The organism is Arthrobacter sp. PAMC25564 (assembly GCF_004798705.1).
Classification (GTDB): domain Bacteria; phylum Actinomycetota; class Actinomycetes; order Actinomycetales; family Micrococcaceae; genus Arthrobacter.
In genome coordinates, this window is sequence record NZ_CP039290.1 from 3,115,532 (window position 1) to 3,140,189 (window position 24,658).

General features: G+C 64.1%; 23 protein-coding genes and 1 pseudogene. 9 read left to right on the forward strand and 15 right to left on the reverse strand.

Annotated features, from left to right (window positions below):
- Positions 1–573: 573 nt before the first annotated feature.
- From dmpG to E5206_RS14590, 6 genes are all read right to left on the reverse strand, one after another.
- On the reverse strand, positions 574–1,620 hold the full coding sequence (gene dmpG / locus E5206_RS14565) for a 4-hydroxy-2-oxovalerate aldolase (protein ID WP_136323106.1): 1,047 nt from the start codon (positions 1,618–1,620) through the stop codon (positions 574–576).
- 2 nt (positions 1,621–1,622) lie between these two features.
- Positions 1,623–2,561, reverse strand: a complete 939-nt coding sequence (locus E5206_RS14570) for an acetaldehyde dehydrogenase (acetylating) (protein ID WP_136323107.1) — start codon at positions 2,559–2,561, stop codon at positions 1,623–1,625.
- An 11-nt stretch (positions 2,562–2,572) separates the two neighbouring features.
- A complete protein-coding gene (locus tag E5206_RS14575) occupies positions 2,573–3,394 on the reverse strand; it encodes a fumarylacetoacetate hydrolase family protein (RefSeq protein WP_136323108.1) in 822 nt (273 codons plus the stop codon).
- 161 nt (positions 3,395–3,555) lie between these two features.
- Entirely contained in the window at positions 3,556–4,569 is a 1,014-nt protein-coding gene (locus tag E5206_RS14580) for a VOC family protein (protein WP_136323109.1), read from the reverse strand.
- A gap of 2 nt (positions 4,570–4,571) precedes the next feature.
- Complete coding sequence (locus tag E5206_RS14585; RefSeq protein WP_136323110.1) at positions 4,572–5,426, reverse strand: alpha/beta hydrolase; 855 nt, start codon at positions 5,424–5,426, stop codon at positions 4,572–4,574.
- 11 nt (positions 5,427–5,437) lie between these two features.
- Positions 5,438–7,069 (reverse strand): bifunctional 3-(3-hydroxy-phenyl)propionate/3-hydroxycinnamic acid hydroxylase, encoded by a 1,632-nt coding sequence (locus tag E5206_RS14590; protein WP_136323111.1) that lies wholly within the window; start codon positions 7,067–7,069, stop codon positions 5,438–5,440.
- Between the two features lie 146 nt (positions 7,070–7,215).
- Here E5206_RS14590 and E5206_RS14595 point away from each other — a divergent pair, with 146 nt between their 5' ends.
- A complete protein-coding gene (locus E5206_RS14595) occupies positions 7,216–7,839 on the forward strand; it encodes a TetR/AcrR family transcriptional regulator (protein ID WP_136323112.1) in 624 nt (207 codons plus the stop codon).
- 498 nt (positions 7,840–8,337) lie between these two features.
- On the opposite strand, the gene E5206_RS14605 is transcribed toward E5206_RS14595, so the two are convergent.
- Complete coding sequence (locus tag E5206_RS14605) at positions 8,338–9,339, reverse strand: alcohol dehydrogenase (RefSeq protein ID WP_136323113.1); 1,002 nt, start codon at positions 9,337–9,339, stop codon at positions 8,338–8,340.
- A gap of 288 nt (positions 9,340–9,627) precedes the next feature.
- Positions 9,628–10,002, reverse strand: a complete 375-nt coding sequence (locus E5206_RS14610) for a DoxX family protein (protein WP_136323114.1) — start codon at positions 10,000–10,002, stop codon at positions 9,628–9,630.
- 165 nt (positions 10,003–10,167) lie between these two features.
- Here E5206_RS14610 and E5206_RS14615 point away from each other — a divergent pair, with 165 nt between their 5' ends.
- The 3 genes from E5206_RS14615 (at position 10,168) to E5206_RS14620 (ending at position 11,552) form a co-directional block, all read left to right on the forward strand.
- Positions 10,168–10,620 (forward strand): MarR family transcriptional regulator, encoded by a 453-nt coding sequence (locus E5206_RS14615; protein WP_346763452.1) that lies wholly within the window; start codon positions 10,168–10,170, stop codon positions 10,618–10,620.
- Between the two features lie 142 nt (positions 10,621–10,762).
- Positions 10,763–10,918, forward strand: coding sequence for a hypothetical protein (locus E5206_RS19350; RefSeq protein ID WP_168709359.1), 156 nt, complete (start codon positions 10,763–10,765; stop codon positions 10,916–10,918).
- A gap of 487 nt (positions 10,919–11,405) precedes the next feature.
- A complete protein-coding gene (locus tag E5206_RS14620; protein ID WP_136323116.1) occupies positions 11,406–11,552 on the forward strand; it encodes a lmo0937 family membrane protein in 147 nt (48 codons plus the stop codon).
- Positions 11,553–11,682: 130 nt separating this feature from the next.
- Here E5206_RS14620 and E5206_RS14625 read toward each other — a convergent pair.
- The 5 genes and pseudogenes from E5206_RS14625 to E5206_RS14645 form a co-directional block, all read right to left on the reverse strand.
- Positions 11,683–11,818: pseudogene (locus tag E5206_RS14625) on the reverse strand (flagellar basal body rod C-terminal domain-containing protein); the annotation flags it as partial.
- A gap of 240 nt (positions 11,819–12,058) precedes the next feature.
- On the reverse strand, positions 12,059–12,949 hold the full coding sequence (locus tag E5206_RS14630) for an NAD(P)-dependent oxidoreductase (RefSeq protein WP_136323117.1): 891 nt from the start codon (positions 12,947–12,949) through the stop codon (positions 12,059–12,061).
- An 18-nt stretch (positions 12,950–12,967) separates the two neighbouring features.
- Positions 12,968–14,908 carry a TRAP transporter large permease subunit gene (locus E5206_RS14635; RefSeq protein WP_240689761.1) on the reverse strand — a complete coding sequence of 647 codons (1,941 nt, stop codon included), beginning with the start codon at positions 14,906–14,908 and terminating at the stop codon, positions 12,968–12,970.
- A gap of 60 nt (positions 14,909–14,968) precedes the next feature.
- Positions 14,969–16,000 (reverse strand): DctP family TRAP transporter solute-binding subunit, encoded by a 1,032-nt coding sequence (locus E5206_RS14640; RefSeq protein ID WP_136323118.1) that lies wholly within the window; start codon positions 15,998–16,000, stop codon positions 14,969–14,971.
- A 98-nt stretch (positions 16,001–16,098) separates the two neighbouring features.
- Positions 16,099–17,451 (reverse strand): Gfo/Idh/MocA family oxidoreductase, encoded by a 1,353-nt coding sequence (locus tag E5206_RS14645; protein ID WP_136323119.1) that lies wholly within the window; start codon positions 17,449–17,451, stop codon positions 16,099–16,101.
- Between the two features lie 245 nt (positions 17,452–17,696).
- Here E5206_RS14645 and E5206_RS14650 point away from each other — a divergent pair, with 245 nt between their 5' ends.
- Genes E5206_RS14650 through E5206_RS14660 form a run of 3 tightly spaced genes read left to right on the forward strand, consistent with a single transcriptional unit; the run spans position 17,697 to position 19,623 of the window.
- A complete protein-coding gene (locus E5206_RS14650) occupies positions 17,697–18,737 on the forward strand; it encodes a LacI family DNA-binding transcriptional regulator (protein ID WP_136323120.1) in 1,041 nt (346 codons plus the stop codon).
- Between the two features lie 8 nt (positions 18,738–18,745).
- A complete protein-coding gene (locus tag E5206_RS14655) occupies positions 18,746–19,057 on the forward strand; it encodes an antibiotic biosynthesis monooxygenase (protein WP_136323121.1) in 312 nt (103 codons plus the stop codon).
- A gap of 20 nt (positions 19,058–19,077) precedes the next feature.
- On the forward strand, positions 19,078–19,623 hold the full coding sequence (locus E5206_RS14660; protein ID WP_240690194.1) for a gluconokinase: 546 nt from the start codon (positions 19,078–19,080) through the stop codon (positions 19,621–19,623).
- A 393-nt stretch (positions 19,624–20,016) separates the two neighbouring features.
- Here the strand turns inward: E5206_RS14660 and E5206_RS14665 are convergent, their stop codons facing one another.
- The gene (locus tag E5206_RS14665; RefSeq protein WP_136323123.1) at positions 20,017–21,216 is read right to left on the reverse strand and encodes a thiolase family protein; all 1,200 of its coding nucleotides are present in this window, start codon (positions 21,214–21,216) and stop codon (positions 20,017–20,019) included.
- Positions 21,217–21,330: 114 nt separating this feature from the next.
- Positions 21,331–22,707, reverse strand: a complete 1,377-nt coding sequence (locus E5206_RS14670; RefSeq protein WP_136323124.1) for an NAD-dependent succinate-semialdehyde dehydrogenase — start codon at positions 22,705–22,707, stop codon at positions 21,331–21,333.
- Positions 22,708–22,922: 215 nt separating this feature from the next.
- Between E5206_RS14670 and E5206_RS14675 the strand changes: the two genes are divergently transcribed.
- Together E5206_RS14675 and E5206_RS14680 are read left to right on the forward strand one after the other, a co-directional pair.
- Positions 22,923–23,684: an enoyl-CoA hydratase/isomerase family protein gene (locus tag E5206_RS14675; RefSeq protein ID WP_240689763.1), complete on the forward strand. Its 762-nt coding sequence runs from the start codon at positions 22,923–22,925 to the stop codon at positions 23,682–23,684.
- Positions 23,681–24,559, forward strand: coding sequence for a 3-hydroxyacyl-CoA dehydrogenase family protein (locus E5206_RS14680; protein WP_136323126.1), 879 nt, complete (start codon positions 23,681–23,683; stop codon positions 24,557–24,559). The genes E5206_RS14675 and E5206_RS14680 overlap by 4 nt, the downstream gene beginning before the upstream one ends.
- The last annotated feature ends 99 nt before the right edge of the window (positions 24,560–24,658 follow it).

Here is a 24,658-nt window from a genome sequence, read left to right on the forward strand (position 1 = left end):
TCAGGCCGCTGCCGGCTTGGCGATAAGGCAGAAAGAGTGGAGGCCCAGTCCACCATCGGGTACAACCCGTGCGCGGCCGATCATGCATCTGATGCAGTCCGGCGCAGAAAACTCCTTGTCGGGGCCCTCCCCCAGACTGAAACCCAGCAGTTGAGAATGCTCGGCATTCCCAACATGCTCAGGGCTGGAAGGCGGCACGACGTCGGCTGTAATGCAGTCTTTGCTTGCATTGACAGTATTTCTAAGGTCCGAACTGTCTTCCGGGCGTCGGTGGCGCCGCCCTGAATACTAGTTGTTCGGGGCAGATCCTTAGCTCGAATCCGCTGGCACGCTCAAGGAGACGGCGGGGTTCATTCGCCTCGGCTGCCACCCATGCGATTGCGCAGTCTTCTGTCGCTTCGTCGATGACGCCGGTTCGTTGCAGAGTGCCGTTGAGCCAGATCTCCACCTCGGCTCCGCGGAGTCTTGGCCAGTCGTCGAATCTGATGAATTTCATGGGTGCCTCACGTGTGTCGGGAAGCAGGGGGCGTCGGACTCACTGCGCCCGACGCCCCCTGCTTTCGAATCTGGTACTCAGGCGACGCGTACTCCGGAGGCGAGCTGGACGGCGACGTCGACGATCATGTCTTCCTGTCCGCCGACGTAGCCTGCCCGGCCGATTTCCTCGAGGATCTGCCAGGCCGGGACACCGTAGCGTTCGGCCGCGCGTTCGGCGTGGATCAGGAACGAGGAGTAGACCCCGGCGTAGCCCTGCATGATGGAGGCGCGGTCCATGACGGGCATCCGGGTGATGATGGGCTTGACGATGTCATCCGCCGCAGCCATGACGCCGTGAACGTCGACGCCGGTGTGGATGCCGAGGCGTTCGAAGGCGGCTGCGAGGACCTCGGTGGGCGAGTTCCCCGCCCCGGCGCCCAGCGCCAGAAGGGTCCCGTCGATCTGCTTGGCCCCGGCCCGGGCGGCGAAGACGGAGTTCGCGACGCCGAAGGACAGGTTCTGGTGGCCGTGGAACCCGACCTGCGCGTCGGTGCCGAGCTCGGCGACGAGGGCGGAGACCCGGTCGGAGACGTCCTCGAGGATGAGGGCTCCGGCGGAGTCCACGACGTAGACGCACTGGCAGCCGGCGTCGGCCATGATGCGGGCCTGTTCGGCGAGCTTTTCCGGGGTGGCCCGGTGCGAGAGCATCAGGAAGCCCACGGTTTCCATGCCGAGCTTGCGGGCGTGGCCGAAGTGCTGGATGGAGACGTCGGCCTCGGTGCAGTGGGTCGCGATGCGGGCCACGGAGGCGCCGGCCTCGTGGGCCTGGTTCAGGTCGTGGATGGTGCCCAGGCCCGGCAGCAAGAGCACCGCTATTTTCGCGTTGCGGGCTTCGTCGACGGCGGCGCGGATCAGGTCCAGTTCGGGGGTGAGGGAGAAGCCGTAGTTGAAGGAGGAGCCGCCGAGGCCGTCGCCGTGGGTGACTTCGATGATCTCGACCTTGGCGTCGTCGAGGGCCCGGACGATGGAGCGGACGTGGTCTTCGGTGAACCGGTGGCTCATGGCGTGGGAGCCGTCGCGCAGCGTGGTGTCCGTGAGGCGGACGCTGAGGTTCTGTGCTGTGGTGTCGGGGGTGGCGGTCATGGTCAGGCTCCTACGGGAGTGGAAGGAAGGACGGCGTCCATACGTTCGGCGAGCAGGTCAGCTGTCCGGGTGGCGGCGGCGGTGATGATGTCCAGGTTGCCGGCGTATTCGGGCAGGTAGTCCGCGGCGCCCTTGACCTGGATCCAGATCCCGACCCGGCCGTTGCCGTTCCAGTCCTCCCGGGCGGCGTCGAACTGGGGCTCCACGCGCAGCGAATACCCGGGCACGTAGTCCTGGATCTTCACGACGGCGGCGTCGATGGCGGCGCGGATCCTGTCCTGGAGTTCCCCGGGTTCGGCGGCGGCGGCGGGGATGGAGCAGTAGACGGTGTTGCGCATGATCATCGGCGGTTCCACCGGGTTGATGATGATGATGGCCTTGCCGCGCCGGGCCCCACCGACGACTTCCAGGGCCTTGGCCGTGGTCTCGGTGAACTCATCGACGTTGGCACGGGTGCCCGGGCCGGCGGACTTCGAGGCAATGGAGGCAACGATCTCGGCGTACTCCACCGGGACCACGGAGGACACCGCGGCGACGACCGGGGTGGTCGCTTGGCCTGCGCAGGTGATCATGTTGACGTTCAGGACATCCTGTAGGGAGTCCAGGTTCACGACCGGGCACAGGTACGGCCCGACGGCGGCCGGGGTCAGGTCGATCGCGTGGATCCCGGCGGCCTTGTACTTCGGGGCGTTGACCTGGTGGGCCTTCGCCGAGGTGCATTCGAACACGAAGTCCGGGAGTTCGTCCTGGGCCAGGAGCCAGTCCACGCCCTCGGCGGAGGTGGTGATGCCGAGGCGGGCGGCGCGGGCGAGCCCGTCCGAGGCCGGATCAACACCGATCATGTACTTGACCTCGATGTTCTTGCTGCGGCGCATCAGTTTGAACATCAGGTCGGTGCCGATATTGCCCGAGCCGACGATCGCGGCGGTTTTCTTGGCCATGGTGGGTGTCCTTAGTCTGTGAAGTGAATGGTCAGTGAGCCCAGCGGGCCAAAGTCCGCCGTCGCCGTACTGTCAGCGACGACTGGCATGGCTACCGTGAAGGATCCGGGAAGAATCAACTGGCCGGCCTCCAGCGCGACGCCCTGTTCGCCCAGGACGTTCGCGAGCCAGGCCAGCGGCGCTACCGGGTTCCCCATCACGTCCCGCCCGGTACCGGAACCGGTGACTTCGCCGTCAATGACCAGTGAGCAGATGACATCGAGCAGGTCAGCCGGATCGACGTCGAGCGCCGTCGACCCGACGGCGACGGCACCGCAGGAGGCGTTGTCTGCCACAGTGTCCACGAGTCTGATATCCCAGTCACTGATCCGCGAATCGATGATCTCGATCGCCGGGTAAACCGCACCGATCGCGGCCGCTGCCTGATCCAGCGTGACGCCGGGACCGTGCAGCGAGTGCTTGAGGACGAAGCCGAACTCGGGTTCCACCTTGGGCTGAACGAACTGATTCACCCGGATCCGGGCGCCGTCATGGTGCACCATGTCCTCGAAGAAGAAGCCGAAGTCAGGCGAATCAACGCCCAACTGCCGCTGCATCGCCAGCGAGGTCAAGCCCACCTTGCGGCCGGCCAGCACCCGCCCACCGGCGATGTGATGCTGGAACTGCAGATCCTGAATGTCATAGGCATCCTGCAGCGTCATAGCTTCCAGCCTGTCCCGCAGCGGTGCCACCGGCTCCCGGGCCTCCGTAGCGGTCAGCAGCTCATCGGCAAACTGCAGGAGGAAGACTCTTGGACGGGTGGGGTTCACGCCGGCTCCATTCTCTGCCGTCATTCTCGGCAGTATTGATGTGGCAAATTTTCGACAGAACAGCTGGCTGCACAGGGGTTTTCGTCGCGGGTGCCATCCCGGCATCCGTATAGAGGCAAACCGTGGGGAGCCCCAAGCGGTCCCCGCGTTCGCTCGTGGAGCCCTCCGTGGTCATTTTGGCTGCCTTAGAGCAAGGCTTTGATCTTCTCCGTGGAGCTCAGCTCCGGAACCAGTTGCTCTTTTTCGCGGAGCGATCCGACCATATTGCGGAACGCATTCATTTTGTCGATGATGGTTTCTCCCACATGGGTGTGTCCCCAGATGGAGATGCCCTGGTAAGTGGTCGGCTCCCAGGTGGCCTCCAGTTCCGGCGTGACCAGGACCGGGTTCCAGCCGACTTCCAGCTCGAAGCCGGACGGCGTCTGGCAATAGAACGAGAGCTCGCGATCGTTGGTGTGCTGGCCGACGGACCAGACCATCTTGAATCCCAACGCCTTGACCCGCTCGAACGCTGCCACCATGTCATCCAGGTCGGCGACCTGGATGTTGATGTGCTGCACGGCCGACTGGATCGGGTTGACGGGGAATTGCTGAACGTTTGCCAGTGCCACCGAGTGGTGGCGCTCGTTGACGCGCAGAAACCGGATCATGAGGTCAAGCGGGCCGACCTTTTCCAGGATGTAGTCGGAGAGCCGCGCGTCGAAGAGCGTGTTGTAGTAGCCGTGCAGGCTCAGTGCGTCCTTGGCGGCGATCGCGACGTGCCCCATTCCGCTGTCCCCGGTCACGAATTCCCGGTTCTTCATGTGCAGAGGAGCGGGCGTGATGAGCGCCGTGGTGAAAATTTCCGTGGCCACTCCCTTCGGCCCCGCGATGCGCCACAGTCGCTCCACGCCGCGCAGCGCGCACTCCTCCGGGGTGCCCTCGATGACAGGCAGCCCGCTCGCCGCGACCCGGCCCAGAATGATGTCGAACGTCTCATGATCGTCGACGTGCCATCCGAACGCGGTGACGTCCTCTTTTGGTCCGCGCTGCAGGAGGAACCGACACTCCCGATCATCGATCCGGAACCTGGTCACATCGGGAGTGAGCTCGTCGACGTGCATTCCGATGGCATCGAGTCCGAAGCGCTTCCAGTCGGCCAGCTTGTTGGTCTCGATGACGATGTAGCCCAGGTGCACCGACCCGAATACGTCGCTCATTATTAGATTCCCTTCGTTCGTGACTCTTCATTGAGGAACAACCGGGCCAGGTCCCGGAACCGACTAACCTGCTCAATCTGCACCCAGTGTCCGGCGTGCGGCAGAACGTGCAGCTGCGCATTGGGCAGGTGACGCGCCAGATGGTAGGAGGCCTCGACCGGAATGATCCGGTCTTCGCGGCCGTGCACCACCAGAACTTCGTGCTTAATGCCGGCAAGAGCCTCGCCGGGGAACCAAAGAGGTTCGGCCTCGGGCGTGAACGTGCGCTCGTGCGACCGTTGAATGTCTGCCCTGCCGGCGAAAACCGCGCGGTCCTCTGCAATCTGGCGAATGGAGTCTCCGAAGCCGCTCGTGTCATACACGAAGCGTCCCAGCAGCTCGAGCATGGCATCGGCTGTGGGCTCCTCGTAATACCGGACCATACGAATGAGGTCCGGTGTCGGCGGGATGGGTGCACCACCGCTCCCCATCAGGATCACTCGATCGAAGAGTTCCGGGCGATCCTTAAGCATGAGAAGCGTGACCATGCCACCCATCGAATTCCCCACCACGTGGGTGCGGTCGACACCAAGCACGTCAAGCAATTGCAGGATGGCCTGGGCACGCAGGCGCGCCGAGGCGCCCACGCCCTCCGGTAGGTCCTCGGGGTGCGAGGAGTCACCGAAGCCCAAGAGATCCGGGGCGATGTGCCGATAACCCGGCATGCTGGTAATCAAGGCTTCCCAGTTGGATCGCGCACTCACACCCGGACCGGAGCCGTGCAGCCACAGCACCGTCGGATCCTCTGGATTCCCGGCCTGGTGGGTGTGAAGGTGCCAGTCGCCAACCTGAATGTCAGTTGTGGTGATGTCGGTCATGTCTCTCCCTTTTAGGCGTGGATGCGGGTCGGCACCGCAGTGACAGCGGGGCGGGTCGGCGGGTCGAGGTTTCCGCGCGGTGGCGGCACATCCAGGCCGGACGGGTCGGCCGCGGCCACGAACCGGTCGGGCCTGAGTACCACCACACTGGTGCGGAATCGGGACAACCAGGCGCGGAGGGATCCGGTGTGGTCGACGACGATGTCCCCCTCGTCGGACGTCGCCGAGGACCGCTGCACCGTCATAAATCGTGCACCCAGCCGCGTCCAGTCCTCGCGCTGCCTCTGCGTCATCGCCGCGCGTGGGTCCTTGTCCAGGCCGAGCACGACGAATCCTTGTCCAATGAGGTTGTCGAGTGGCATCACCCTCCCACGCGAGTCGTACACTTCCGGTTGCGGAATCATCCGGCCCAGCGCGTTCTTCCGGCTGGGTGTCCCCGTGACCCACCCACGTTCGAAGCGGTTCTGCTCGCTGTTCGGCTGGAGCACGCGGTTCACACCAGGAAGGCGCATGACCAACGGACCCACGGCATTGCGCAGCTTGACGACGGCGGGCTTGTCGGCCTCAACGAGCTGGCCGAGCCGCGCGGACATCTCGGTCAGCATCTTCACGTGGGGCCAACGCTCGGCCTGGACGGTATCCAACAGACCGTCCCCGATGAGGCCTTTACTCAGCGCCTCGAGCTTCCATGCAGCGTTCTGCGCGTCACGGATTCCCGATTGCATACCCTGGCCTGCCCACGGCGGCATGAGGTGCGACGCATCTCCGATCAGGACGGTGCGACCGTTGCGCCACTCCTCGAGATGACGCAGATGGTGGCTGTAGAACGCCCAGCCTGTGATGCGTGCATTGCGCTCGTCAATGCCGAGCATCTTCAACAGTGGCCAGATGCTTTCCTCGGTGTCATAGTCCTTGTCGGTCTCCTCCGCGCTCAGGGGAATCTCCCACCGGTGATTGCCCTTCGCTAACGGGATATCGACCACCGGACGTTCCGGGTCGGCCCAGAAGACGAGCTCATTGCACTCCGGCCACCAGTTCAGGACCTCGCCATCGATGACCAACCAGCGCCGGGGTCGGGTCTCGCCGACCAGCTCGAGGCCGGTTTCCTGGCGAACGAGACTGCTGCCGCCATCGGCACCCAGCACGTAGCGCGCCCGAAGGGTGTATTCGCCGCCGTCCGCGTCCGTGGCGCTCACCGTCACGCCCTCGGCGGTCGGGGCTAATCCTGTGAAGCGGTGGCCGAAGCGCACATCGAGTGAATCGTACTGCTCCGCATTTCGCCGGATTTCGGCTTCCAGCTCCGGCTGGTAAATCATCATCGCCGAGGGCTGGCCGAGCACATCTGGCTTGGGGTGGATTCGGAACACCAACTTGTTCGCGTAGGTCTTCCAGGTGATGCTCCGACACGGATCCATGTCAGCCTTGACCCGCTTGTCGATACCGAAGTCCTGGAAGATCCGCAGCGTCCAGTCGTTGACCGTGACCGCCCGAGCCCGGACATACAGATCCTTGTCCTTCTCCAGCACGACGGTGGATATACCAGCCATGCCCAGGTAACTCGCTGCGACGACGCCGCTCGGGCCGTAGCCGATTATCGCGACATCGGCGTCGTACTTGTCCGGACTGGATTCCGTGCGGGTCATGCAGCCACCTCATTGTGATAGAAAAATTCTGGCATTCTGGATTGATCAATCCAATCTAACTAGATTGATCATTCCAGTCGACTGCATATTTGACAAGGGCCCAGCTCGAAAAGCTTTCCCTCCGGAGGGACCGTATACTCAAACCCATGCCCGCACGACGCCCCGCAGCCACCCCCCGTGGGGAACACACTCGCGAAGAGGTGCTCCGCGTTGCTGAGGCCCTGATGGCCACCCGGGGCTACTGGTCCACGAGCATGGTGGACCTGATTCGCGAGTCCGGTGTTCCCTCGAGCAGCATCTACTGGCACTTCACATCAAAGTCGGGCGTGCTCGCTGCGGTGATGGAGCGGGGGGCTTCAGCGTTCTTCGCCAGCATCGCTGCGGCGAATCCCGGCCCCAACCAGCAGGACCCCCGCGCGGCACTGGAGCACATGCTGCGCCAGAGCGCCGTCGCTGTCGCGGACAACCCAAGCTTCCTGGCTCTTTACATGAATTTCCTGCTGCACCTTGAGGAGGAGCCGACGATTCAGGCCCAGGTGGCGGGGGTGCGCCGGCAGGCCATGGAAACGATCCGGGCTCACTTGGCCGCCAGCTACGCCACCTATGGGCAGGAACGTGCTGATCGGATCGCGGAGCGCGTGGCCCCGCTGGCGCTGGCTTTCTTCGACGGTCTCTTCGTATCTCTGCAATCGAGCGACGAAACAGACCTCGATCAGGCGCTGACAGACGTCGCGCACGGGCTGCACCAGGTAGCGGAAGGTATTCACTGACGCACCGTGATCACTCGCCTGCAGGCCGGGTGCGACCGTGGCGATTGCCGAGGCCGGTTTCGCAAACCGCGGTGACCGCGGCGGCATCAGCGTCGCCGCGACGTCGACCCGACAGCAAGGTTAAGACACAGAAGCCATCCGGGACCCCGATACCTTAGCGGGCGTATCACGAGCTTCCCAGCACTAAAATGATGGCATAGCGCCCCATTGGCTTGATCCACCCGGAAGCCGGGACGCCGGTGACAGCGCATGCGTCCCTCAGGCTGGTTTTTAGTGGAATGCACGGCCTTCCACTCGAGGATTCGCGGGCCGGCGAGTCCTTCAGTGGTGAACGGATCGCCGGCGATGAAGCGCTCGGCATCCCTGCACGAGGTGGAGATCCCTATCAACCCGGCTCCCGGATCCGAGCTCGGGTACGGGCCGAGCGCGATGAGCCCGCCGCCGGCGGAGGCGCGGGGGCCTCGTGGAGGCACAGGCGGCAACGACCGGGGGCTACCGTCAGTCGTTGATGAGGACGACGCGGAAGCGTGCACTCCCTGACATCATGCGGCCGAAGCCTTCCCTGGCCTCCTCCAGCGGGTAGGTCTCGATCATGGGGCGCACGCCGGTCAGGGCCGCGAAGCGGAGGGCGTCCTCCGAATCTTTCGCGGTGCCCGAAGAGTGCCCGGCGACGGAACTGCTGCGCATGACGAGGTCGGCCGCGCTCACGGCGAGGGGCTCATGCGGGACGCCCAGGACTACGAGCCGCCCGCGCGATGCCAGTCCGGCAATAGTGACCGACATGGCCTTGGCGTCCGTGACGGTCGCCAGTACGACGCTGGCACCCCCAAGCCGCTTCAGCTCCGCGGCGACATCAGTGGCGGTGCTGTCGATGTAGTGATGCGCGCCGAGCTCTCGGGCGAACGATTCCTTTTCGGCACCGCGTGCGATGGCAACGGTTTCGAAGCCCATCCTGGCGGCGAACTGCACCCCGAGGTGGCCCAGTCCCCCCAGTCCAAGGACAGCAACGAGCTCTCCGGGGCGGGCGCCACTGTGGCGCAGTCCGTTGAATGTCGTGACGCCCGCGCACATCAGCGGGGCGGCCTCGGCGAAGCTGAGTGCGTCGGGGATCGAAGCGAGGGCATCGGCCGGGGCTACGAGGTACTCGGCGTAGCCCCCGTCCGAGGTCAGTCCGGTGATCTTCCCGACCTGGCATGAGACGAAGTCCCCGCGCCGGCACGGCTCACACTCAAAGCATGCTCCGCCGAACCATCCGACCCCCACGCGCTTGCCCGGGGTCCACCGTGTGACACCCTCCCCCAGGGTCTCAATGGTTCCGGCGATCTCGTGGCCTGGAATGCGGGGGTAGGAAGAGGCCATGCCTGCGGCGGCCAACGAGTCGCTGTGACAGATGCCGCTGGCAGCGACCTTGACCAGGACGTGCCCGCGAGGGAGCTGCGGAACATCGCGATCGACGGTCTGGAGGGATGCGCCGGGGGCGGCGAACTGGACAGCTTTCATGGCGGGGTGCCTTTCATTTACAGTAATGTGCGATCGGCCGCACTTCTCTGAGGTTGGAGCCTGGTGGATAGAGCAGGTCCCCGTTAATTCGACGTATCGGTGGTTGGCGAAGCCTTCCCACCGACGAGTGTCAGACTGGGACCCTAGACCCCCGTCCTGCCGTCCGGCACCGGACCACCGATCCGGAACTAGCCTTGGAACTCTCAACCCGGCGACGAACGCACCAGCACCGCGCCCGATATTGTCACTACAAAACCGCGGATACACCCCATAAACGCGGCTGTAGTACTAGAGGGGCCAGGCTCCGAAGCGTCCGACGGCGACGAAGAGCGCCAGGACGGCTAGCACGAGGTTGATGCCGATCGCCTGTTTCTCGCCGCGTTTGGCATGCGTGACGGCCGCGCCGATCATGACGACGGCGAGGCCGGTCGCCGCGAGCGGTACGAGGGCGGTGGAGATGCCCGTGATGGCCGGGAGGATCAGCCCGAGGGCTCCCAGCACTTCCACGGCGCCAATTGCCTTGACCGAGCCCGCGGTGAAGTCGCCAGCCCAGGCCATTCCTGAGGCCGCCAGCTTCTGCTGCGGCTGGGCCATCTTCATGAGGCCGGCTGCCAGGAAGGCCAGGGCTAGAAGTCCAGTGACGATCCACAGAGCGATGTTCATGATGTTGGTTCCTTCGGTTCGGGTGCGTGCTGTCGTCGCACGAACAAATATTTATTTGACACTGCAAATAATGCGCCCGAAAGAAATGCGGCGTCAAGTAATCGCGGGTAGACTTCGTTTATGACGGAACCCAGGTGGCTCGATAGGCAAGAGCGCGAGGCATGGATGGCGCTGGCAGCGATGATGTTCACGCTTCCAGCGGCCCTGGACTCCCAGCTGCAGCGGGATGAGGATCTGACCTTGGCCGGCTATATGGTGCTCGCCATGTTGTCTGAATCCGCGGAGAAGCAGATGCGGATGACGGAGCTGGCGGCGGCGGCCAGCACCTCCCAGTCACGCCTCTCCCGCATTGTGTCCCGTCTCGAACAACAGGGGCTGGTGACGCGCGCGATGGCGGCGGAAGACCGCCGCGCGGTACTGGCACACCTCACCGACGCAGGGATGGCAAAGATCGTTGCAGCGGCGCCCGGGCATGTGGAGGCGGTCCGTTCAGTCGTATTCGATCGGCTTGACCGGGATCAGGTCGCCCAGCTGGCCGCCATCGCCCAGGCGGTCCTTGGTGGTTCTTGCGTTCAATACGGGCAGGAATCGGCGCCAACGGCCTCACAGCCGGCCTAACCCGCGGCCGTTCAGATCCCCATTGTCACCAGGCTCCGGCGGAGTGTCTCCGCCGAGTGGAAGAACGCGATCACGCCGTCGCCCATGGGGCGCTTCAAGGACCGCAGCCTGGACGGCTGCGTTCGCCCTGGCCGGAGGGCTCATGCTGACATTCGGCGTCCTGGCCCTGGTATTCGTCAACCAGCAGCGCGACCGCCGCCGGCTCGGACTCGACGAAGCCGCCGCCTTCTCACTCGAGGAGCCCGGTCCTGCAACCGGAGCTGAGGCAGCCACACTACCGGCAGTGGCTAAGGCCTGAAACGGCATTCCCGGAAAACAGCTAGCGGGGGCCGCAAACGCGGCCTCCCCACTTGCTGGAGCGAGTTCGTGCCGTTCCTGGACTACGACGTGGAGATCCGGCGGGTCATCTGCAGCACCAACGCCATCGCCATCAGCTTCGACGGAAGAATCAACTAAATGCCAACCGTAGATCCACCGTTGAACGGACACTCCCCCCTCTGCACGGGAGCACGGCCGAACCCATCGAGTCCCCAGAACGACGGAAGGTCTATTATCGGCGATTCGAAACGCCAGGGGAAGTGGCCGAAGAGGGCCTCCAGCGGGGCGCGTCTACCTCCAAACCTCGGGCGTTGGTGAGCACGCAAGAAATTTCCAGGGCAGTACAACTAGATCTGATGATGAAATTTGACAGCACGCTTAGTATTTCTTGAAGAGCCGTCCGTTGGGCGGGGATCAATTCCTGCTGGATGAGCATTTTAATCCACAGACAAACAAAGGAGATTCTCATGTTGCTTTGGATAGCCATCATTATCGCTGTTCTCTGGCTTCTCGGCTTGCTCACCGGCATTGGCGGCGGGCTGATTCACTTGCTTTTGGTCATTGCCGTAGTCGTGCTGGTCTTCCACTTCATCCGTGGCAGGTCCCGCGTCTAAGTACGAAACCGGGTTTCGCCCGCCGACGTACGCCGAGGCAAGGTCTGGCGCCGGGTTGCAAAGGGGTCCCGGAACGCAGCCGTTCCGGGACCTTCTTTTCATGGTGACAACTAAGGGTAAACACCCAAGGTCAGTGCTTGAGATCCCCGAGTTCCTGCAGCACCTGGTCGGAGGTGGTGAGGATGCGGGCGTTGGCCTGGAAGCCGCACCGGGCGACGATAAGGTTGGGACTCCTGGGAAAGGTCCACGTCGGACATCTCCAGGGAGCGGCGAGTTTGCTGCCGAGAGCGCGGAATGCTGACATCACCCGCATCCACAAGCTGAGGCCTGGGTCCCGGCGCTGCGCGATGGTGCATCAACGAACCTCGATAGCGGATATTACGTAGGGCTGTCGCTCAGAAGGGGGCGACATGGACTAAATCAAGAGTGCCAGCTCAACCCAGTGCGTCGTTTGCCCTCGAAGAAGAGGCCTATCAACATCAGCAGCCTGGTCTTCCGGTTCCAGACTAGGTGAGGATGGTCCGGTAGATCCCTGTATGGTCCAGGTCACCGTCGCCGGCTGCGATCATGTCCTCGAACGAGCTTTCGAGGCACGCGGCTAAGGGAAGTTTCAGTCCTTTGTGCCCGGCAATCTCGGTGATGAACCTGAGGTCTTTGAGCTGGTTCTTGGCTGATCCGCCTCCCCCGAAGTCCTGGTCGATCCACCGACGTCCCTTTTGCGCCAGCACTTCCGAGTTGGCGAGGCCGCCGGAGAGCACGGAGTGCACATTTTCAAGGTCCAGCCCGGCAGAGCTTGCCAAGGCCATCGCCTCCGCCAGGGCCGTGACGGTGGCGGCAACGACGATCTGGTTGCAGGCCTTCACGGTTGACCCGGCACCCGTCTCGCCGAACCACAAAACCGTCGAGCCGTACAGCGCGAACAGCGGTCCAACACTTTCCACTGCGTCGTGGGGGCCGCCAACCATGATGCTCAGCCGGCCCTCCGCCGCGCCGATGGTGCCGCCGCTGAGGGGTGCGTCCACGACGGTTAGGCCCCAGTTGCGCCGGCAGTCGTCGGCGAACTCCGCAACCGCCACCGGGGATACCGTCCCGTGGATCACGAGGATTGGATGCTCTATGCCGGCAGTCTTCCACCCTGCCAGCAGTCCTTCTTCACCGTAAAGGAGGGCTGCAACCTGTGGCAGGTCTGGTAATACGGTCAGCACGATCTCGCTGGCCGCATCTGCCGGACGGGCCACAACGGTGCCCCCGCCAATCGCCTGGGCTTTTTCTGGTGTGCGGTTCCAGAGCGCCAGTGGCACCCCCGCGGCGATGATGTTCCGGGCGATGGGGGCGCCCATGGGGCCTGTTCCCAACAGGGCCACGGAGGCGGGCAGTCCGGAGGAAGAAACGTCCATTGCTGTCTGGCTCCTGGGTTAGAAGGGGATGAGCCCGGCGAGGGCGGGGAGGAAGGTGCTGAACCAGGGAACGGCGGCAAGTACGAGGAGCCCGATGAACAGGGCGATCAGGTATGGCCAGAAATGTTTGAGGCTGTTTTCCACGGTTTCGCGGGCGGTGGCGCAGGCGACGTAGAAGCCGACGCCCGCCGGGGGCGCGAAGGAGCCTATGCCCATGGAGATGATGAGCACCATGGCATACTGCACCGGGCTGACGCCGAACTCGGTCGCAATCGGCAGCAGGAGCGGGGCAAAGATGAGGACCGCCGGCAGGCCCTCGAGCAGCTGGCCCATGATGGTGAGCAGGATTACGGTGAAGAGCATGAACAGGACCGGGGAATCCCCTAGTCCGGACATGAGGTCGTGGATCTGCTGGGAGACGCCGGCGAGGGCGAGGGTCTGGGCGAGGGGCGACGCGGCGGCGATGATGAAGAGCACCATGCCCGCTGTCGTCGTCGTTTCGCGCAGGGTGTCCCCGAGGAGTTTCTTGCTGCCACGCCGGTATGCGGCGACCAGGACGAATGCGTAAGCCACGGCTACGGAGGAGACCTCCGTAGGGGTCGCGAAGCCGCTGAGGATTCCCCCCACCATGCCGACCGGCAGAAGGAGGGTGGGCAGGGCGAAAAAGGTTGCTGAACCGCGCGCCCGCCAGGTGGCCTTGGGGCTGGCGACGCCGCCCTGCTTGCGGGCCCGCAGGAAAACGAGGGCCATGACGACGAGGGCGAGGAAGGCCGCGGGAAGGAATCCTGCAAGGAACAGGGTTGTGGTCGAGATGGTGGTGATGGAGCCGAGGACGAGCAGCACGATGCTGGGCGGGATGGTTTCGCCCATGATGGCCGAAGCGGACAGGACCGCGACCACCTCGCCGCGCGGATATTTGCGCTCCTCCAGCATGCCGCGCATGGTGGTGCCGACGGCGGCGACGTCGGCGACTTTGGATCCGGAGATGCCGGAGAAGATATACATGGTGACCACGACCACCTGCAGCAGGCCGCCGCGCAGGTGCCCGATGAGGGCATCGACGAGCTTGGCCAGCGGCAGGGTCAGGCCGGCGGAGTTCATGATCGTTCCGGCGAGGATGAAGAACGGGATCGCCAGAAGCACGAAGCCCTTTGCCCCGGAAGCCATGCCGATCGGAATGGCGCTGACATCGGAAATGCCGCCGAGGTACAGGTAGATCCCCGAGGCCAGTGCCAGGACGAACGCGATCGGCAGGCCAAGGAAGAGCAGCAGGAACAGGACCGCGAGCACCACGCCCAGGAGGACATTCGGCGATGCGTAGTAGAACAGCGGCGGAGCCAGCACGACGACGGCGACCATTGCCGCGGCGATCACGGCGGCGGTCAGGACGGCCCGGCGTTCCTGGCGCCAGAGTTTGATGAGGGCAAACCACGCGATGAGCACCATGCCGGCGGAGAACGGCAGGGAAACCCAGAACACGGGCAGCTGCAGGATGGGCGTCCTCTCGTCGATCTGCTGGGCCAGGGTGGGCACGAAGAGCGCGAATGCCCCCGCGCTCATGACAAAGACGAGCCAGTCGACCAGGGCGGCCAGATAGGGCTTCCACGCCGGGGGCAGCCGCATGATCAGGGCCTGCACCGACATGTGCGCGCCCTTGGGGTACGCGATGGCTCCGCCGAGGAAGGCAATGGTCAGGAGCGCGATTTCTGACACTTCCTGGGTCCACAGCACCGAATCACCGGTGATGAGCCTGACCATGATGTTCAGCAGGATGACGACAAGTTCGGCGAGGATCGCCGCTCCCACGATCCATTCAAGGACCTTGTCGAGCCAGACGGCGCCGCTCCAGCCTGGCCGGACGTGATCGTGATGCAGAATCTCTTCCGCGTCAGAGGGAATGGCCTCCTCGAGTTCCTCGGGAGCGAGCGTGCGTTTCATGTTCTTCCAGACTGTCGACATTGAGAGCGGGATGTTGGCGGGAGGGCCGGGGCGCCGTGGGCGCCCCGGCCCCTTGCGGGTTTACTTGGAGGCTGTGAAAGCGATTGCCTGGTCGAAGAAGTCCTTGCCGATCAGCTCGGAGAACTGCGGGTACAGGCTCTTGGAGGTGGCCTTGAATTCTTCAAGGCCCGAGGCGCTGAGCTCGTTGACCGTCATTCCCTTGGCCGTGAGTTCGTCCAGCTGCTTCCTGGACTGTTCGGCGTCGTAACCGGTCTTGAACGTCGCTGTCTCGGTCGAGGCGTCCGTGAGGGATTTCTTTTGGTCATCGGAGAGAGTGCCCCACTTTTTGGATGACAGGGCGAGCACCCAGGCGTCGTTGATGTGGTTGGTCAGCGACACGTACTTCTGGACTTCGGAGAACTTATTGGTCCACGGCACTTCGATCGGGTTTTCCTGGCCGTTGATCGTTCCCGTCTGTAGGCCCGTGAAGACCTCGGAGAAGGCCATGGTGGTGGGGCTTGCACCCAGCTTGCTGAAGAAGTCGGTCCAGAGCGGGTTGCCGGGAACGCGGATTTTCAGGCCCTTCAGGTCCGAGGGCTGTGCGATGGGGCGCACGGAGTTGGTGATCTCGCGGCCGGTCCGGGTGAGGAAGGACAACGCGACGGTGTCTTTGGCCGCGAGCTTGTCCTTCAGCATCTGGCCCGGCTTTCCTGCCAGGAACGCGGCTTCCTCCGTTGTGTCCTTGAAGAGGTAGGGGATGCTGATGCCGTTCATTTCCGGCACCACCGAGGCGTAGACGGAAGTCGAGAGGATGAGGGCGTCGAGCGAGCCGCCCTGCAGGCGTGTGACGGCGGCGTTCTGGTCCCCGCTGAAGCTCGTTCCGTTCGGAACTACGGTGACCTGGACTGATCCGTTGGAGGTCTTCTTGACCTGGTCGGCGAAGTGCTGGGCGGAAACGCCTACGGAGGAATCGATGGGATCCGGGATGGACAGCTGGATTTTCGCCGGTGCGCCGCCGGAGGCGCCGGGCGCTCCGGAGGCGCAGCCGGCGAGGACCGAGGCGGCCAGCGTGCAGGCCAGCACTCCGGTGAGGGCGCGAGTCTTGGATTTCATGTGAAGCCTTTCTTCTTTGGAAGGAGTCTGGTTCCGGAGGCGGGAATCGGTATCGAAGGAATCCGCGCGGCCCCGGTTGATGATGAGAGGAAGCGTGATCAGGTGTTCACGGGAGCTGCCGCAACGAGGGCTTCGGTTTCGCGGCGGAGCTCGATGGCCTGGGACAGGGAGTCGTCAATGATGACATCGTCCCAGCCAACAATCTCGCCCTTGGCAATGTCGTTACGCAGTTCCACGTGGTGGGCCAGCGCTACCGGGAGGGCGCCGGTTGCGACCGAGTGCCTGGCCGAAACCAGCTTGCCCCAGACCGTGAAGCCGCCTTCGCCGTCAAGGAATTCGCCGGCTTTGAGGTCTTTCTTGGCTGTTGCGACGACGTCGCCGAAGAACCCGATGGGCGAACCCGTGGCGATCCCGCGGAGGGCGGCGTTGGCGATGGACATGTTCAGTTCCAGGCCCACGTAGTGGTACGGGCGGTACAGGGCGGCGTACTGGCCGGTGGGGTCCGGGTGCCACGGGTATTCGGTGAAGCAGCCGGAGACGTAGTCGTTCGTGGCCTTGACGACGACGAAGACGCCTTCCTGGGTGTTGTGAGGGATCCAGGTGCCGTCGCGGTTGACGCTGGACATCACATCGACGCTGCCTTCGTGGGCGAGGGCTCCCCCGACGTCGGCGGGGCGGCAGATCGTGGCGATTTCCTCGACGTCGCCCGGCGTGAAGCTCAGCCCGGTGTCAGAAGGTACCAGTCCGGCGCCGTTGGCAACGGCGGCCATCTCGATGGAAGCCTTCGTGCCGTCACGGAACGAGGTGTGCATGTTCGGGTTCAGCTGCCCGGAGTCGGTGAGCTCCTTGGAGAACTCCCAGTTCTCCCAGACATTGTCCGGGTTCATCTCGTGATAGTGCTCAAGGTACTTGGCGCCCTTGCCGGCGCAGACGACGTCGAAGCCGCTGGTGCGGGCCCAGTCGACGAGTTCCATGATGAGGGCCGGCTGGTCGCCGTAGGCCATCGAGTAGACAACACCGGCGGCTTCCGCACGCTTGGCGAGGGCGGGCCCTGCCAGGGCGTCGGCCTCGACGGTGACCATGATGATGTGTTTCTTTGTCTCGATGGCGCGCAGCGCGTGCTTCACACCCACGATGGGGTTGCCTGTTGCTTCCACGATGACGTCGATGTCGACATCGAAGAGTTCGTCCGCGTTTGCCACGATGGTCGTGGAACGGTTCTTCAGGGCGGTGGCGATGTCCGGGGCGATCTGGCCTTTGGGCCAGCCCACGAGCTCGAAGGCGCCTTCGGCGCGCTTGACGTTAATATCCGCGATGGCAACCACATGGATCCCGGGAATGTTGTTCGCTTGGGCCAGGTACATGGTGCCGTAGCGGCCGGCTCCGATGAGTCCGACTCGAACGGGGCGGCCTTCTTGCTCGCGGTCGCTAAGGAGCTTATGGAGGTTCATGGGGATCTCTCTGATTGGCGTTCCGCGGCCGGAAGAGTCCCCACCGCACAGGTGGAGCAACTTCTTCGTCGCGATCTGAAATTCAAGGACCGGAGTGGAACCGGTTCCACTTTTGTACCAGTCGATGTTAGGCTGTGTCAACAGTCACAACGGAAGACCACCGAAGGTTTCTCGGACACGGATCATGGGGCAGATAACAGCCGCGGTGACCGACCGCCGACAGAGGACCTCAAAGAGGAGGAACAGTGAACAAGGTGCCAACGATCCGCGATGTCGCGGCTGCTGCGGAGGTTTCCGTCTCCGTGGTATCCCGCGTTTTGAACCCGGACTCGGGCCCCGTGGCGTCATCCAAGCGCGAAACGGTGTTGAGGGTCATAGAGGAACTCGGTTACCGGCCACGCGCCGCCGCCCGTGAGCTAAGCGTCGGCCACGCCCCCACGGTTGGACTGGTGGTAGCAGATCTTGCCAACCCTTTCTTCGCCCAGCTTGCTGACCGCGTCGTCTGGGAAGCCCGCAGCCACGGCGTGCAGGTGGTGGTCATGACCACCCAGGAAGACCCGCACCTCGAAGCCGATTCCCTGGACACACTCCTTGACCGCTCCGTCGGAGGAGTCATTGCCACTCCCACCGGAGCGAACATAGAAAAGTGGGCACGCCTGCAGTCCCTTGGTGTAAACGTCGTCTTCGTCGACCGCACCATCCCGGAACTGGCAGATGTCGACGTCGTTAGCATCGAAAACGTGGATTCAGCCCGGCGGGCTACTGAGTATCTGCTTGGTCTCGGGCACAGGCGGATCGGCCTCATATCCGGTCCACTAAGCACCTCAACAGGTCGATCAAGAATCCAGGGCTACCAGGCCGCGCACGGCAACTACTCCGCCAGTATCGACCCGCAACTGATCCGGGACGTACCGTTCCGGGGAGACGGCGGCGGCGACGCCGTCGGGTCTCTCCTCGCCCTGCCCGACCGACCAACGGCCCTGATTGTTGCAAATACAGCCCAGGTCCAGAGCTCGGTTCGACGCCTCGTCCAGATCGGAACGCGGATACCTGACGATCTATCGGTCATAGTCTTTGACGATAATCCCTGGACGGAGCTGACAAGCCCGCCGCTGAGCGTGATCCGCCAGCCCATCGACATGCTCGCCGTTCACTCCCTGGAGCTGGTATTGGGACGGATGCAGGGCAGACTTCCCGCTACCCCCCGCACGATTGAAGTCCAAGCGGACTTTGTCCCACGCAGCAGCTGCGCACCCCTCGTACCCGCCCCCGCCCCCGCCCGATAAGGAAATCCATGACAGTCATTGTTACCGCCGTGTTCACCCCCAAAGACGGCGCGTTCAACCAAGTTGCCGCCGCCCTCTCTCCCGCCATCGCCGCTGTGCACGACGAGCCCGGATGCCAGCTCTACGCCATCCACGAAGCACCCAACGGCCAAATCATCATGATCGAGAAGTGGGACACTGCAGAACTGCTCGACGCCCATGGCGCCGGCGAGGCAGTAAAACGACTGAACGCCTCGCTCGACGGGCTCCTGCAGGGACCCGTCGAAGTCATGCGGCTCTCACCCCTCCCCGCCGGAACAGCGCACCAGGGCACCCTCTGATGAAACCCGTCATTGTTGTAATGGGCGTGTGCGGGGCAGGAAAGTCAACCGTAGGGGCCGCCCTAGCACAACGCCTGGGTGCCGCTTTTGTCGACTCTGACTCACTGCATCCGCAGGCAAACGTGGCGAAAATGGCTGCCGGCAACCCGCTGACTGACGGGGACCGGTGGCCGTGGCTCGGGCTCGTGGGTGCCGAGCTGGCGTCACCGCACCCGGATGGGATCATCGTGGCGTGTTCCGCGCTGAAGCGCGTTTACCGGGACGCCATTAGGGCCAAAGCACCAAGGACTGCATTCGTTCAACTTAACGTCGAGCTACCCGTGCTGCAGGGCCGCGTAGCCCAACGCCCCGGACACTTCATGCCGCCCTCCCTCCTCAAATCACAGCTGGAGGCACTCGAACCCCTGCAGGCAGATGAAGCAGGACTTGTGGTGTCGGTGCCGGAAGGCATCGAGGCAATGGTCACCCAAATCTTCGCCCAGCTTCCACCAACCGTTGCAGCTTCAGCCACGGAGGACGCAGGTATCGGACTCAGGCAGGACGGGCTGAGTCCGGCCGCGCACTGACGAATTGATCTTCCATCGCCTTTGTCCCGTGAGATATGACGGGGCTCGTTGCCTTGAGCGCGCTCCGGCTTCTCCTCGATAAGTAGCTCGTATAACGGTCCCCCACCGCAACAAAATCCACCGCTCCCCCACTGATTGGAGAGTGTCTGAATAACGGTGGATCCAGGGTTGGCCTGACACAACCAGTGGCTTGCGGCAGCCCAATTTGGGCACCCCATTGCGTTGCGAAACGGCTGCGGTTCCCGAACGAGCCCCCGTATTGATCTGTGCGGCCATTCATGGCTTCGCTGAGCATCCTCTGGGCTTCCTCGCAGTAGGGTCCCTGGGAATTCGGCCGCCGTGGCACGACCCCAGCAAACGTCCGCCGGCAACTTGAACACGACATACGAGTGCTCAGTTCTTCGCACCAGCCGTGACGTTTTCGAGGACGATGGCGAGGCCCTGGCCGACGCCGATGCAGATCGCGGCGACGCCCCAGCGTTGGCCGGTGGCCTGCAGGGTGCGGGCCAGGGTGCCCAGGAGGCGGCCGCCGGAGGCGCCGAGGGGGTGGCCCATGGCGATCGCGCCGCCGTGCCGGTTCACGATTCCCGGGTCGATGTCCCAGGCGGTGATGCAGGCCAGGGACTGCGCGGCGAAGGCTTCGTTGAGTTCGACGGCGCCGACCTGATCCCAGCTGATGCCGGCCTTGGCGAGGGCCTTGTTGGCGGCCTCAACGGGGGCGTAGCCGAAGTACTGGGGGTCGTTGGCGTGCGCGCCGCGTCCGGCGATCCTGGCCAGCGGGTCCATCCCGAGGATCCCCGCGGCGTTTTCGGAGCCGAGCCAGGCCGCGGAGGCGCCGTCCGAGAGCGGGGAGGCGTTCCCGGCGGTGACGGTGCCGTTGCCGGTGCGGAACACGGTCTTGAGTCCGGCGAGTTTCGCCGCGGAGGACCCGGCCCGGATCGTCTCGTCGCGGACCAGGTCCGTGCCCGGGACCGGGGCGACGAGGTGGTCGTAGAAGCCCTCGTCCCACGCCTTGGCGGCGAGGTTGTGCGAGGCGGCGGCGAATTCGTCCTGCGCCTGCCGGGTGACACCGTATTTCTCGGCCAGCCGTTCGGTGGCCTCGCCCAGGGAGATCGTCCAGTCCGGGTCCATGGCCTGGTTGACCAGGCGCCAGCCCAGTGTGGTGGAGGCCAGGTTCAGGTCCCCGGCCGGGTAGGGCTTCTCGGTCTTGGGCAGCACCCAGGGTGCCCGGGACATCGATTCGACGCCGCCGATCAGCATCAGGTCCGCGTCGCCGGTGTTGATCTGGCGGGAGGCGATGATCGCGGCGTCCAGCGAGGAGCCGCAGAGCCGGTTGACCGTGGTGCCGGGGATGGAGACCGGCAGGCCGGCCAGCAGGGTGCCCATCCGGGCGACGTTGCGGTTTTCCTCGCCGGCGCCGTTGGCGTTGCCGAACACGACCTCGTCGATGCGTTCGACGTCGAGCTTCGGGGCGCGCTTCACGGATTCTTTGATCACGTGCGCGGCGAGGTCATCCGGGCGGACCCCGGCCAGCCCGGAACCGAACTTACCGAACGGCGTCCGCACGGCATCGTAAATAAAAGCCTGATTCATTTTGCTCCTCTAATTCTCTGTGCACCCATCTAGCTGGCAGTCGATGTCGTTATGAGGGCTCAAAACGACACCTGCTGCCAGCTAGTTGGATGAGACGGCCGCGCTTGAGCGGCTTTACGCTTTCGGGATCCGGATGAGCTTCTTGTTGGCGAATTCGTTGATTCCGTATTGCGCCAGTTCACGTCCGACGCCGGAACGCTTCACCCCGCCAAACGGCAGGTCCGGGGCGCTGCGGCTGATGCTGTTGATCCAGACGGCGCCGGTTTCCAGCTGTTCGGCAAGCTCCTGTGCGGCCTCGACGTCGGCGGTGTAGATGGAGCTTGAGAGGCCGAAGGGTGAGTCGTTGGCCAGGTCAATGGCAGCTTGGGGAGAGTCCACCCGGTAAACCACAGCTGCCGGGCCGAAGATCTCTTCCGAGTATGCCCGCATTTCGGGCGTCACACCGGTCAGGACCGTTGCGGGGTAGTATGCGCCTGATTCGTTGGGGGCGCCGCCACCCGTGACAGCTGTCGCGCCTTTGGAGACGGCGTCCTGGACCAGTTCCGCGATGTCGTCCACGGAGGCCCGGGAAGACAGCGGCCCGAAGGTTGTCTTCTCATCGGTCGGATCGCCCGGCGCAATCTTGGCCATGGCCTCGGTGTAGCGGCGAAGGAATTCGTCGTAGATGTCGCCGACGATGATGAAGCGCTTGGAGGCCGTGCAGGCCTGGCCGCCGTTGTACATCCGGCCCGCCACGGCGCCGGCGACGGCCTTGTCCAGGTCGGCATCCGGCAGCACGATGAACGGGTCGGAGCCGCCCAGTTCCAGCACATACTTCTTCATATGGCGTCCGGCGACTTCCGCCACGGCGGATCCGGCCTTTTCGGAGCCGGTCAGGGAGACGCCCTGTACCCGCGGGTCTGCGATCATGGTCGCGATCTGGCCGCTGGTGACGAACGCATTGATGTAGACGTCCGCGGGCAGCCCGGCATCGCGGAACACCGCTTCGATGGCCAGCGCCGACTGCGGGCAGTTGCGTGAGTGCTTGAGGATCACGGTGTTGCCCAGCGCGATGTTGGGGGCGGCGAAACGGGCGACCTGGTAGTAGGGGAAGTTCCAGGGCATGATGCCGACAAGCGGCCCGATGGGTTCGGTGCGGACGACGGCTGAACCTGGGCCGCTGATCTCCAGGGGTTCATCCCTGAGGAAGCGCTCGGCGTTATCCGCGTAGTAGGCGTAGATCGAGGCCACGAGGGCAACTTCGCCACGGGCCTCGGCGATGGGCTTGCCCACCTCAAGGGTCAGCAGGGCTGCGAGTTCCTCGGATCGTTCGCGGTGAAGTTCGGCGATGCGGGTCAGGACCGCCGCGCGTTCGGCCAGCGGAGTGGAGCGCCAGGAACGGTATTCAGTGAAGGAGCGCTTGAGCACATCCTGGACTTCCTCGTTAGTGAGGGTCGGGAACTCGGCAACGCGTTCTCCGGTTGCCGGGTTGATGGTTGCGTAGTTGCTCATGGCCGAATCTCTTTCTGCTGGTACGTCCTTGGGTCTTAGCAATCACGATCCCAGCTTCCGCCTATGCAGTCCAATACTTATTTGCAGCATGATCAATGTTGCTTCTGAATCAATGACCAATGGCGTGGCCGCGGTCCCGGTTATTATGATTCTGCAATAATTCAGCATCCATTAGGTATTGGACTCTGGGTAATTGACGATGCGAAGGTGGGCTGGTGAAGACCATCAAGATCCACGATGCGGGCGCGACCGTCCACGTCGAGCTCAATAGACCTGAAGTCCGCAACGCCATCGACCAGCACATGGTCGATGAGTTGCATTCCGTATGCGCGGATTTGGAGCGGAATCCCAGAATCCTCATCCTCTCCGGGGCGCAGCTTCCCTCCGGCGGCATCTTTGCCTCCGGGGCTGACATCGCCCAGCTCCGCGAACGGCGCCGTGACGACGCACTGGCCGGCATCAATTCCGGCCTCTTCCAGCGACTCGCCAGGCTGCCGATGCCTGTGATCGCAGCGATCGACGGCTTTGCGCTCGGCGGCGGGGCTGAACTGGCCTACGCAGCGGACTTCCGGATCGCCACACCCCGGGCAAGAATCGGCAATCCCGAAACACGCCTCGGTATTCTCGCTGCCGCCGGCGCAGGCTGGCGACTCGTGGAACTCGTGGGCGAGCCCCTGGCGAAGGAAATACTGCTCACCGGAAAAGTGCTCGACGGTGCAGAAGCGATGGCTCTTCGGCTCGTCACCGAATTACATGATCCAGACCAGCTGATCCCCGCAGCCTTCGCCCTCGCAGCGCGGATCCAAACCCAGGATCCCCTCGCGGTCCGCCTCACCAAGAGTGTCCTGCAGGCACCGAGATCCGCACACCCGGCCATCGACGAACTCGCCCAAGGCATCCTCTTTGAATCGGAAGCAAAGTTTGAGCGGATGCAGGCGTTTCTTGACCGGAAAAACCACAAAGGAACCAGCAAATGACCATCCCCACCTCCCTAACAGAAACCCCGAGCATCCCGAAGAAGGTAGGTGTTCTCGGCGGAGGCCGGATGGGCGCCGGCATCGCGCACGCCTTCCTTGTCTCCGGAGCGGAGGTGACCGTCGTCGAACGGGACGCGGCGGCCGCCGCAGCGGCCCGCGAACGCCTCACCGGGACGCTGGCCAAGGCCATTGAGAAGGCTGCCGTTACCGAAGATCTGGACTCGCTGCTCGCCCGGTTCGCAGTCTCGACGGACGCCGTCGACTTCGGCAGCGCGGGCCTTGTTGTCGAAGCCGTCCCGGAGGACTTCAATCTGAAGCAGTCCGCTTTGCTCAACGTTGAGCGCCACCTTGGCGTGGATGCCTGGATCGCCACCAACACGTCCTCACTGTCGGTCACCAAGCTGGCCGCCACCCTCGGCAGGCCGGAGCGGCTGTGCGGGCTGCACTTCTTCAATCCGGTCCCGGCGTCAACGCTGGTGGAAGTCGTCCTTGGCCCCCAGTCCGCCCCGGAACTAGCCAACGCCGCCACCGGCTGGGTCCGCGGGCTCGGCAAGACGCCCATCGTGGTGAACGACGCTCCTGGCTTCGCGAGTTCGCGGCTGGGAGTTGCACTGGCACTGGAGGCCATGCGGATGCTGGAAGAAGGCGTGGCCAGTGCGCAGGACATCGACGCCGCCATGGAACTTGGCTACCGGCACGCATCCGGACCCCTGCGCACCACGGACATCGTCGGACTGGACGTCCGCCTCGGAATCGCCGAATACCTGCATGAAACGCTCGGCGAACGCTTCGCCCCGCCCCAGATCCTCCGCGACATGGTGGCGCGCGGCGAACTGGGACGCAAGTCGGGCAAAGGCTTCTACGACTACTCCTAGTTACGGGGCCCGAGCGTGGGAGGCAAGCGTTCGATGGCTTGCCTCCCTTTTTCGGTGCAACGGGACACTGCGAGGGCGCCCAAGTACGGATTGCCGCCA